Consider the following 8,792-nt stretch of genomic DNA (forward strand, 5'->3'; position numbering starts at 1 on the left):
GAGGAGGTAGGGGCGGGGACTGGGGGGTTTGAGGGAGTTGAAGCGAGTCCAGGCTCCATTGAGAAAGCGGTACATATCAATGGTCTCCGCGTTCACCGAGGCCATGAAGATGAGTTCATGATTAAACTCCGGGGCCTCCCACATGAAGACATTATTTTTTTGACCGGGATCAGACGTAAGCTGGGTCAGCACCCCGGTATCAATCTCGTGGTAGGCCACTTGACGCACCCCGTTTACCAGAATCGTGACAATGAGTGAGCGTCGTTTCTCGACCCAGCGGCCTGCATCAGCGGTGGGGTCAGGCACGATCCCCCAAGAAGGGCTGATCAAAGAACGATAGGCGAGCCCCTGACTCCCGGTCTCCGGTCCACCTAGCTGGTATTTGACACGGGGATCGGGGTCATTGAGGTCTTGGCTACCGATAGGAGAGTAGCCGCCTTGGTCGAGAGGTAGGTTGGGTAGGACTTCGGTATACCAATTGCCATTGATATTGCGGGCGTGGGCGAGGACAAAAGCACTCCGACTACTATCGGTGTATTTGGTGTAGACAATCTCCGGGCCATCAATCCCATAGGCCCACTCGGGACCATTGCCGCTATCACTAATCCCCGCCAATCCCGTATCAATGAGCCTGCCCTGTCCGGTACTGGGCATGAAGGCTCCCGTCACGGGGTCCACCTTAGCGACCCACAGTTGGCCCTGTTTATCCTGCCAAGCAATCCGCCCCTCAATGAAATCAAATTCGACATCCTGAACCGCAATGCGGGGATCAGTAATGATTTGGTCATCTACAACAAAGGTTTCGGCGTGGGCTGGCAGGGTCAGGAATCCTGTCACTCCAAGGGCAGTCAAGGCTTGGCGGCGTGAGTACAGGTGAGCGGACACGCGGATTACCGGACACAACTAGGGTATTAAAAGCTGAGTTACCTATGGGCGTCAAGCAGAAGAAGGCCCCTCCGCCCCACTCGTGGGGGACCAAGGCAGAAGAGAGCCCCCTCCCTCCATCCCCCTTAAAAAAGGGGACTAAGACAGAAGAATTAAGGCAGGAAGAGCCGTTTAGAGAACGGGGTGTGATAAGGAGTTGAACTATTCAAATAACAATTGAACCGACCAAGTTACGCACTCGCCTTCGTGGTGAGCTTTAGTTGCAGGGGGTGTGGCGGCCGTGCGCGGCCGCCACGGGTCGGCGCGAGGGCGGAACCTTTTGATAAAGTGCTGGAACTGGCTCAGGCGCAAGGAGCCGAGGCGGAGGTATTTTACCTAGAGCAAGTTGAGACCCCAGTTGAATTTGAAACCAACCGGCTCAAAGCCCTCCAGACTAAAGCCCTCCAAGGCATGGCCCTCCGTGTAATCCACCAAGGCCGGTCAGGATTCGCCAGTACCACCGACCTGAGCCGCCCGGAACAGTTGGTGGAAGCCGCGCTCCAGACCATCACCACTTTTGCCACCGCCCTCCCTGACCTCCCGGCCTTGCCCACCGCCCACACTTTCCCGACCACTGCCCGACTCGTGACCCAAGGCCAAGAACTGATTGCGAATCTCCTGGACTTCAACCCCGACTTTTTGGTGAGTGCAACCTTTAAGACCCACACCAGTACCAGAGCCATCGCAACTACCAGTGGGGCTCCATGAATTCTATTGGGACCGCACCTAGGCTAAAAAATCGAGCAGGGCGAAAAATCGTGGGTCGGCTCAAGAACACGATGGTGGCGGGGAGCCTCTTCAGTACCGCTCAAGCCTTGGGCGCGATTGGTTCTGAACCCGTGTGGTCCTTAGGTTCAGATTTTGTGCCGCCGCTGCTATTCCAAGGGTTAGGCGTGATTAGTCGGGCCTAATACGTGAAAAGCGGTCTACCCCTCAATTCATGAGCATGTCTAACCGATTAGCTTAAGAGTTTTCGCCTTGGCCGAGGATGCTTTCTTTGGAGGCTTTGAGCTTGTGCCAGAGTTGCTTGATCTCGCGGTAAGCATCTTGGGGGGCAATTTTGCCGCCGTTCTCTAGGGCACAGATCATGCCGACCCGTTGGGAGAATTCCTGCAAATTGGCATCAAACATTAGATTGGGCAAGGTTTCTTCGCCGTGGAAGCTGCGGTAAGGATACAGGAACTGGTCTTTTTCGGAGTCGGGCATGGCGGCAGCCTCAGAGCGCATTAGATTTCAAGCTTAGGTGATAGGGCAGGATTTAGGCTTCGTTCGCGGCAGTCCGCCGCCAGTTAAACCACCAAAGCCCAAAAAGTCCCAGGGTGATGCCCGCCAAACTCACTCCTTGGGCAATCCGCAGGGGTCCCAGCATCAGACTATCGGTGCGTAATCCCTCAATCCAGAGCCGCCCCAGACTGTAACCAAGGGCGTAGAGAGCCGCCACCGTTCCTGGTTTCGCCTTGGTCCAGCGCGTGAAAACCAATAGTAATAAACCCATCAACCCGAGGTCCCAGAAGGATTCATACAAAAAAGTCGGGTGAAAAAATTCAAACTCCGCCAAACTTGGTGGTCTAGCGGCAGGAGGAATGTATAGCTTCCAGGGCAGGTCCGTCGGGTCGCCAAACGCCTCAGAATTAAAGAAATTACCCCACCGTCCCACCGCCTGCCCCAGAGCCAGCCCTGGAGCTACCGCGTCCGCCACCGTCCAAAAATTTAACTGGTGGCGACGAGTAAAAAAATAACCCGCTAACAACCCCCCCAGCACCCCGCCGTGAATTGCAATTCCCCCCTCCCAGATGGCAAAAATCCCCCAGGGATTATTTTGAAAAAGGTCCCAGCGAAACAGGACGTAATAGAGACGAGCCATCGGGATACCCAGGACCACCGCCCAAACCGCCAAGTCCGCAATCCGCTCCGGGTCAATCCCGCGCCGTGAGGCCAACGCCTGAGCCATAAATGTCCCTAGGATAATCCCGCTTGTGACCAAGACCCCGTACCAACGCAGCGTCAAGGGACCTAGTTGGAAAATCACCGGACCGGGAGAGGTAAAAAGCAACGCCAATAGTTCCACAGGGGTTCCAGTACCATCTTCCCTATTGTGCTACCCCGTCCCAGTCATAATGGGGCAGACCAACTACTACAGAATGATGACGGGAATCATCGAGCAAGTCCGTACCTGGATTGAACAGGCCATCAGTACCCTGGGTTATTGGGGAATCGTCCTAGTTATGGCGATCGAGAATATCTTCCCGCCCATCCCCTCAGAACTAGTGATGCCCCTAGCCGGTTTCTTGGCTGCTTGCCGGGACCAACCGACGATCAGTAAGGCCTGTCAGAAGGCTGATTTTACGCTCTGGGGTGTGATTTTGGCGGGGGCGATCGGCTCGGTATTGGGGGCACTGGTCCTCTATTACGTCGGCTATTTTGCCAATGAAGTCGTCATCCGTCGCTTTGTCCGCCGTTTCGGTAAGTGGTTTTTGCTGAGTGAGGCCGATTTAGATAAGGCCCTGGACTACTTCAACCGGCATGGGGACGCGGTTACTTTTTTTGGTCGGCTAGTCCCGCTCATCCGCAGTCTGATCTCGATCCCCGCTGGGATGGCCCGGATGTCTCTGCCGCGCTTCATCCTGTTCACGACCCTGGGCACTGCCCTCTGGAGTGGGCTGCTCGCGACAGCAGGCTATTTCTTGGGTCAAAACTGGGAGCAGGTTCTTGGTTGGGTCGAGCTTTATCAAACCGGGTTCCTGGTGGTTTTGGGGCTGAGCTTCCTGGCCTTTATCTATTTCAAACTTATCCATCCCCGGCTACTAAGAAGTAAACCCTAGGGCAACAGTAAATCAAGTAAATTTACCTAAGGAAGTTATGCTACCTTGGGTACGAACTTCCCTGTAGCTATAGAACCTCCCCCGGTCTAAGCAACCATTGTGTTTCTAGTGTTTTAAGCTTTGTTATGTGAGGTTAACTATGCTCATTAATTTTGTGGATAGGCTCCCCCATATCCTTTGGTCGGTTCAGCCCGACGGCTGCTTAGTGGACTGTAATCAACATTGGCGCGAGTATACGGGGTTGACTTGGGCACAGACCCAGGACCAAGGCTGGACGCAAGCGATCCACCCCGAGGATTGGGCTGGCTATCAAGCGGTTTGGGAACAAGCCCAATCCTCGGGCAAACTGAGTGAGGCGACCTACCGTCTCCGACGCGGGGATGGCACCTATCGCTGGCATCTAGTCCGGCTAGTCCCCCAATACGACCCAACGGGGCTACTCTGTGGCTGGTTGGGGACCAGCACCGATATCCAGGACCTCCCCCGACTCGCTGTCACTGAGCTAGAGCGCACCGTGGCCCAACTGCGGGGGATTGTCAGCAGCATGACGGAGGGACTTATCGTCAGCGATCCCTTAGGGAATGTCCTCTCAATGAACCCGCGTGCCCTAGAACTCCACGAATATTCCCTCGAAGCAGCCCAAACCCACCTCCACCACTACCCCAAGACCTTTGAGCTACACGACTTAGCCGGTCAGATCGTCCCCTTAGCCCAGTAGCCCTTAGCCCGTGCCCTAGCCGGGGAGACCTTTGCCGGGTATGAACTGTGTGTGCGGCGGTTGGATACTGGGACGCAGTGGATGGGTAATTTTGGCGGGACCCCGGTTTATAAAGAGGACGGAGAGCTAGTCTTGGCAATCGTCACGATGCGCGATGTGACCCGCCAAAAATTACTCGAACACGAACGCGAACAATTACTCACCCGTGAGCAGGCGGCTCGCATTGCCGCACAGGAGTCCAATCGGCTCAAGGATGAATTTTTGGCTATCATCTCCCATGAACTCCGCACTCCGCTTAACGCTATCCTCGGCTGGACCCAACTGCTCCAGCGGGGCAACCCCAGCCTAGAGGCGACTCACCGTGCCTTAGGAATGATTGAACGCAATAGTCTGACCCAAGCCCGGATTGTGGATGACATCCTGGACGTATCGCGTATTATCAATGGCAAGATGACCCTCCAGCGGATGGATATTCCTTTGCACCCGGTGGTGGAACAGGCCCTCGAAGTCGTTCAATTTATTCTTCAAGATAAAGGTCTCACCCTCGAAACCCACTTTGTTACTCAACCCCTCTATATCAGCGGCGATATCAACCGTCTCCAACAGATCCTCTGGAACCTGCTCACCAACGCTGTCAAATTCACCCCGGCGGGCGGAAAAGTCTGGGTGACGCTCACGAACACAACGGACCAAGCAGTCCTTACCATCCAGGACACGGGGGAGGGGATCGCCCCGGAGTTCTTACCCCATATCTTTGAGCGGTTCCGACAGGCCGACGGCTCCACAACCCTCGCCCATGGCGGTTTGGGGCTGGGGTTGGCGATTGTGCATAGTTTGGTGGAGTTGCACGGGGGCACAATTACCGCCCTGAGTCCCGGTGTTGGGCAAGGGGCTCAATTCACACTGACCTTACCCTTAGTCAAGCTACCGTGACTACTGGGTCAGCCGTTTAGCCTGCTGCCATAGCTCCTCTAGTTGGGCTGGGGTGTAAGCGGTCAGGGGCTGGGTGGCGAGTTGTTCAACTTGACGGAAACGCCCTAGGAAACGGCGGTTAGTCTGGCGGAGGGCGGTATCGCTGTCAATTCCTTGCCAACGAGCCACATTCACCACACTGAAGAGTAAATCCCCCAGTTCCTCGGCTTGGCGTGCGGGGGACTCCTCAGCTAAAGCGTGTTCGAGTTCATCGAGTTCTTCGTGGACTTTCGCTAACACCCCTGTCAAGTCGGGCCACTCGAAACCGACTTGGGCAACCTTACGAGAGATTTTGTGACAGGCAGCGAGACTGGAGAGGTCCTTGGGCAGTAGGCTCAATTTATCGCTCAGGGTTTGGGGTGGTTTCTCTAGGGCTTTGATGGCTTCCCAGTTCTGAACAACCTCGGCACTTGTACTGACTTGCACTGCGCTGAAAACGTGGGGATGGCGGTGGATGAGTTTTTCATTGATGCGGTCACAGACTTGGGCAAAATCAAAGGCTCCTTGCTCCTGATAGATCTGCGCTTGGAGGACCACCTGGAGCAAAACATCCCCTAATTCCTCCAAGACATCCTGCTCAACCCCAGACTCAATCGCCGCCACCAACTCAGCGGACTCCTCCAAAATATAGGGGCAGAGGGTCTGGGGCGTTTGTTCGCGGTCCCAGGGGCAGCCCTCGGGGGTACGCAACTGGGCGACCGTGTTGAGTAAGCGTTGGAGTGCTTCATTCATGATTTTTTGACCATTGCTTGTTTAAAATAAACTCCGCCAAGGCGAGGTCCAGGGGCGTTGTGACCTTGAGGTTAGTCTCCTCGCCGGGAACAATCACCACGGGCCAGCCCAATCGTTCAAAAAGGGCAGCATCATCTGTCACTTGCCAGTCCTGGGCCACCGCTTGACGGTGGGCCTCCCGTAAGAGATCCACCCGGAAACCCTGGGGGGTCTGGGCTGCCCATAACCGTTCTCGGGGTGGGGTCCGACAGATTTGCTGGGTGGCGGGTTCGACTTCTTTGATCGTGTCCTTGACCGGGACAGCGGTGATAATTCCGGCATGGTCCCTGAGGGCCAACGCCGCCCGGTCCATCAGGTCTGGGCTGACGAGGCATCTGGCTCCATCGTGGATCAAGACGCGCTCACAGTCTGCTGGTAAGTGGGTGAGTCCCTGGGCAACGGAGGCTTGACGAGTGGCCCCGCCGAGGAGCAGTTGCACTGGGCAGCGGCAAGGATACTGGGCCAAGAGTTGTTGACAAGCCTCATAACTTGCCGCTGAGGTGATGAGGCCCACCCAGGTAATCATCGTGGTTCGGTCTATTGCCGCCAGGGTCCAAGCCAAGAGCGGACGATCTAGTAGCGGCAAGAGGACTTTATTGATCCCAGCCCCCATGCGCGTCCCACTCCCAGCAGCACAGATGAGTAGATGCATTATTCACGCAGGGCATAGCCGATGCCCCGGACGGTCTGGATCAGTTTTTTTTCCTGGTCGTGTTCTAGTTTCAACCGCAGGTACCGGATGTAAACTTCGATAATATTCGACTCCCCGGCGAAATCTGCGCCCCACACGCCTAATAAAATTTGTTCGCGGCTGAGGGTCTGTTGGGGGTGTTCTAACAAAAAGCACAACAGGTCAAACTCTTTGGTGGTTAGGTCAATCCTCCGTTCGCCGCGTCCACATACGCGGGTCTGGAGGTTGAGCTGCACATCCATAAATTGCAGCAGTTGGGGATTGATGGCGCGGGGTCGTTGGAGTTGAGAGCGGATCTTGAGGAGTAATTCTGGTAAGTGGATGGGTAGGGTCACGAGGTCACTGGCCCCCGCGTCTAGAGCTTCTACTCGGCTTGCCACATTGTCTTGTTCAACGAGTAGGATGATGCCCAAGTCCTGGCCCTGGGTCCTGAGGTAACGACACAGGACCAACCCCGCCGTCCCACTCACCAACAGAAGGTCCGCCGGGTAGGTCGCAAGGGCCGCGAGACACTGCTGCTCATCTTGGGTATGGTGCAGCACAAACCCATGGGGAGAGAGTCCCTGCGTCAGAGCCGAGGCTAGGGCCAATTGGGTCATCAGCAATAGGCGGGTAGTCCGGGCTTGGGTAATCATAGGGCGACATGAACGCTCCATCGGATCATGGCCTATCTACTAGAGCGTGGACCTTTAAAGGAATGTAAAGAATTATCTGAGGCGGGCCAAGTCGCGCTCCACATCAAAGACCAAGGCTTCATTATTCGGTTCGGTGGCGCGGGCGCGTTGTAGATAGGTGCGGGCTTGGGCTTGCTCCCCGCGCTGGAGTAGAGCATTCCCCCAGCGTTGATAGCTCAGGGCAAGGAGGTGGCGGGCGGTCGGGTCGCCTGGGAACTGTTCAGCCAATTGCTCCGCTAAGAAGATGGCGCGGGTCAGTTGCCGCTTGAGGGCTTGGCGCACGGGTTGCAGTTCGGCGGTGGTCGGCTTGGCGGGTGGGGAGGTGGTCCGAAAAACAACGCTTGATTCGGTTGTTGTCGAAGGCGAGTCGGTTGTCGGCGGGGTTGAGCATTGAGCATCGTAAACCCGACGTTGCTCAGGATCGCTCAAGGTCTGGTAGGCGGCATTCAAGCGTTGGAATTGCGCGACGGAACCTGTCTCAGCGACATCGGGATGGTAGATGCGGGCTAGACGACGAAAGGCTTGTCTAATGTCTTCGGCTAAAGCGGTGCTGGGCAGTTCGAGGACTTGGTAATAGTCTTGGCTCATGGGTGTGGGATAGTGCTTTCTTTATTTTAACGGGCTCTTTTAAAGGATGCATCCCTAACCAATTGGATAGGTGGCCTTGTGTAGCTATAAAAGTTAGGGCGCAGTGCTAACATTATAAAGGTCATTAACCATTTGATTTAAAGTTTGATAAATCTGACGGATTTCCTGGATTCGGGTACGGATATCGGTTTTAAGACGGTCCCGCTCGGCAAAGATTTGGGTAATGTCACTATCAGTTTTGGGGATTTTCCCGATGGTGAGTAGGTCGGTCCAGTTTTGGCCTTTAAACTGGGGTAAGTAATGAAGCAAATATTGTAATACCAGCGCACTGTCAGAACGTAGGAGAGGGTTTTTGCCACAGTAAAGAGTGTCTGCTTTCAGCTTAAGATTATTGATGGGCAGCTTGCGGTCTAAGGGTTCTACGCGCTGTGGCTCGGCATTCAGAAAACTCCAACTTGGGTGATTAAGTTGTTGTAATATCTTAGGAAAAGCGGTTTCGATTCGGGGTTCCTTGTCGTCGTAGCTGAATTTGATGGTAAGCTGACAAGCATTTAAAATGCGTTATACTGGAATTATTCAATGTCCAAAAATGTTACAACCATGCTTAGTAAAAGCTTCCTTTCCTCAGAAGA

General features: G+C 54.9%; 12 protein-coding genes. 5 read left to right on the forward strand and 7 right to left on the reverse strand.

Annotated features, from left to right (window positions below; all coding sequences use genetic code 11):
* Positions 1–885, reverse strand: an 885-nt coding sequence (locus tag HFM78_RS10840; protein WP_287129464.1) for a hypothetical protein, incomplete at its 3' end; no start/stop codon positions are given.
* Between the two features lie 327 nt (positions 886–1,212).
* Here HFM78_RS10840 and HFM78_RS10845 point away from each other — a divergent pair.
* Positions 1,213–1,632, forward strand: coding sequence for a PmbA/TldA family metallopeptidase (locus HFM78_RS10845; RefSeq protein WP_287129465.1), 420 nt, complete (start codon positions 1,213–1,215; stop codon positions 1,630–1,632).
* A gap of 50 nt (positions 1,633–1,682) precedes the next feature.
* Positions 1,683–1,835, forward strand: coding sequence for a hypothetical protein (locus HFM78_RS10850; RefSeq protein ID WP_287129466.1), 153 nt, complete (start codon positions 1,683–1,685; stop codon positions 1,833–1,835).
* A gap of 52 nt (positions 1,836–1,887) precedes the next feature.
* Here HFM78_RS10850 and HFM78_RS10855 read toward each other — a convergent pair whose 3' ends face one another.
* Together HFM78_RS10855 and lgt are read right to left on the reverse strand one after the other, a co-directional pair.
* Positions 1,888–2,151 (reverse strand): hypothetical protein, encoded by a 264-nt coding sequence (locus HFM78_RS10855; RefSeq protein ID WP_287129467.1) that lies wholly within the window; start codon positions 2,149–2,151, stop codon positions 1,888–1,890.
* Between the two features lie 31 nt (positions 2,152–2,182).
* Entirely contained in the window at positions 2,183–2,992 is an 810-nt protein-coding gene (lgt, locus tag HFM78_RS10860) for a prolipoprotein diacylglyceryl transferase (RefSeq protein WP_287129468.1), read from the reverse strand.
* Positions 2,993–3,068: 76 nt separating this feature from the next.
* On the opposite strand from lgt, the gene HFM78_RS10865 reads away from it, so the two are divergent.
* From HFM78_RS10865 to HFM78_RS10875, 3 genes are all read left to right on the forward strand, one after another.
* Complete coding sequence (locus HFM78_RS10865; RefSeq protein ID WP_287129469.1) at positions 3,069–3,746, forward strand: DedA family protein; 678 nt, start codon at positions 3,069–3,071, stop codon at positions 3,744–3,746.
* A 139-nt stretch (positions 3,747–3,885) separates the two neighbouring features.
* A complete protein-coding gene (locus tag HFM78_RS10870; RefSeq protein ID WP_287129470.1) occupies positions 3,886–4,464 on the forward strand; it encodes a PAS domain-containing protein in 579 nt (192 codons plus the stop codon).
* A gap of 51 nt (positions 4,465–4,515) precedes the next feature.
* Entirely contained in the window at positions 4,516–5,397 is an 882-nt protein-coding gene (locus HFM78_RS10875; RefSeq protein ID WP_287129471.1) for a sensor histidine kinase KdpD, read from the forward strand.
* Here the strand turns inward: HFM78_RS10875 and mazG are convergent, their stop codons facing one another.
* The 4 genes from mazG to HFM78_RS10895 form a co-directional block, all read right to left on the reverse strand.
* Positions 5,398–6,168, reverse strand: a complete 771-nt coding sequence (gene mazG / locus HFM78_RS10880) for a nucleoside triphosphate pyrophosphohydrolase (RefSeq protein ID WP_287129472.1) — start codon at positions 6,166–6,168, stop codon at positions 5,398–5,400.
* Entirely contained in the window at positions 6,161–6,859 is a 699-nt protein-coding gene (gene ispD, locus HFM78_RS10885) for a 2-C-methyl-D-erythritol 4-phosphate cytidylyltransferase (protein WP_287129473.1), read from the reverse strand. Before ispD ends, mazG begins: the two co-directional genes overlap by 8 nt.
* Positions 6,859–7,533: a response regulator transcription factor gene (locus HFM78_RS10890; protein ID WP_287129474.1), complete on the reverse strand. Its 675-nt coding sequence runs from the start codon at positions 7,531–7,533 to the stop codon at positions 6,859–6,861. The genes ispD and HFM78_RS10890 overlap by 1 nt, the downstream gene beginning before the upstream one ends.
* A gap of 72 nt (positions 7,534–7,605) precedes the next feature.
* On the reverse strand, positions 7,606–8,160 hold the full coding sequence (locus tag HFM78_RS10895) for a DnaJ domain-containing protein (protein ID WP_287129475.1): 555 nt from the start codon (positions 8,158–8,160) through the stop codon (positions 7,606–7,608).
* Positions 8,161–8,792 lie beyond the last annotated feature (632 nt).

Origin of the sequence: Candidatus Cyanaurora vandensis, assembly GCF_013285555.1 — a bacterium.
In the GTDB taxonomy this organism is placed as follows: Bacteria; Cyanobacteriota; Cyanobacteriia; order Gloeobacterales; family Anthocerotibacteraceae; genus Cyanaurora; species Cyanaurora vandensis.

Bases quoted from the DNA above. Each gene is read 5' to 3' on its own strand.
- HFM78_RS10855 (WP_287129467.1), bottom strand. From the start codon at position 2,151: ATGCGCTCTGAGGCTGCCGCCATGCCCGACTCCGAAAAAGACCAGTTC.
- HFM78_RS10865 (WP_287129469.1), top strand. From the start codon at position 3,069: ATGACGGGAATCATCGAGCAAGTCCGTACCTGGATTGAACAGGCCATC.
- HFM78_RS10870 (WP_287129470.1), top strand. From the start codon at position 3,886: ATGCTCATTAATTTTGTGGATAGGCTCCCCCATATCCTTTGGTCGGTT.
- mazG (WP_287129472.1), bottom strand. From the start codon at position 6,168: ATGAATGAAGCACTCCAACGCTTACTCAACACGGTCGCCCAGTTGCGT.
- ispD (WP_287129473.1), bottom strand. From the start codon at position 6,859: ATGCATCTACTCATCTGTGCTGCTGGGAGTGGGACGCGCATGGGGGCT.
- HFM78_RS10890 (WP_287129474.1), bottom strand. From the start codon at position 7,533: ATGATTACCCAAGCCCGGACTACCCGCCTATTGCTGATGACCCAATTG.
- HFM78_RS10895 (WP_287129475.1), bottom strand. From the start codon at position 8,160: ATGAGCCAAGACTATTACCAAGTCCTCGAACTGCCCAGCACCGCTTTA.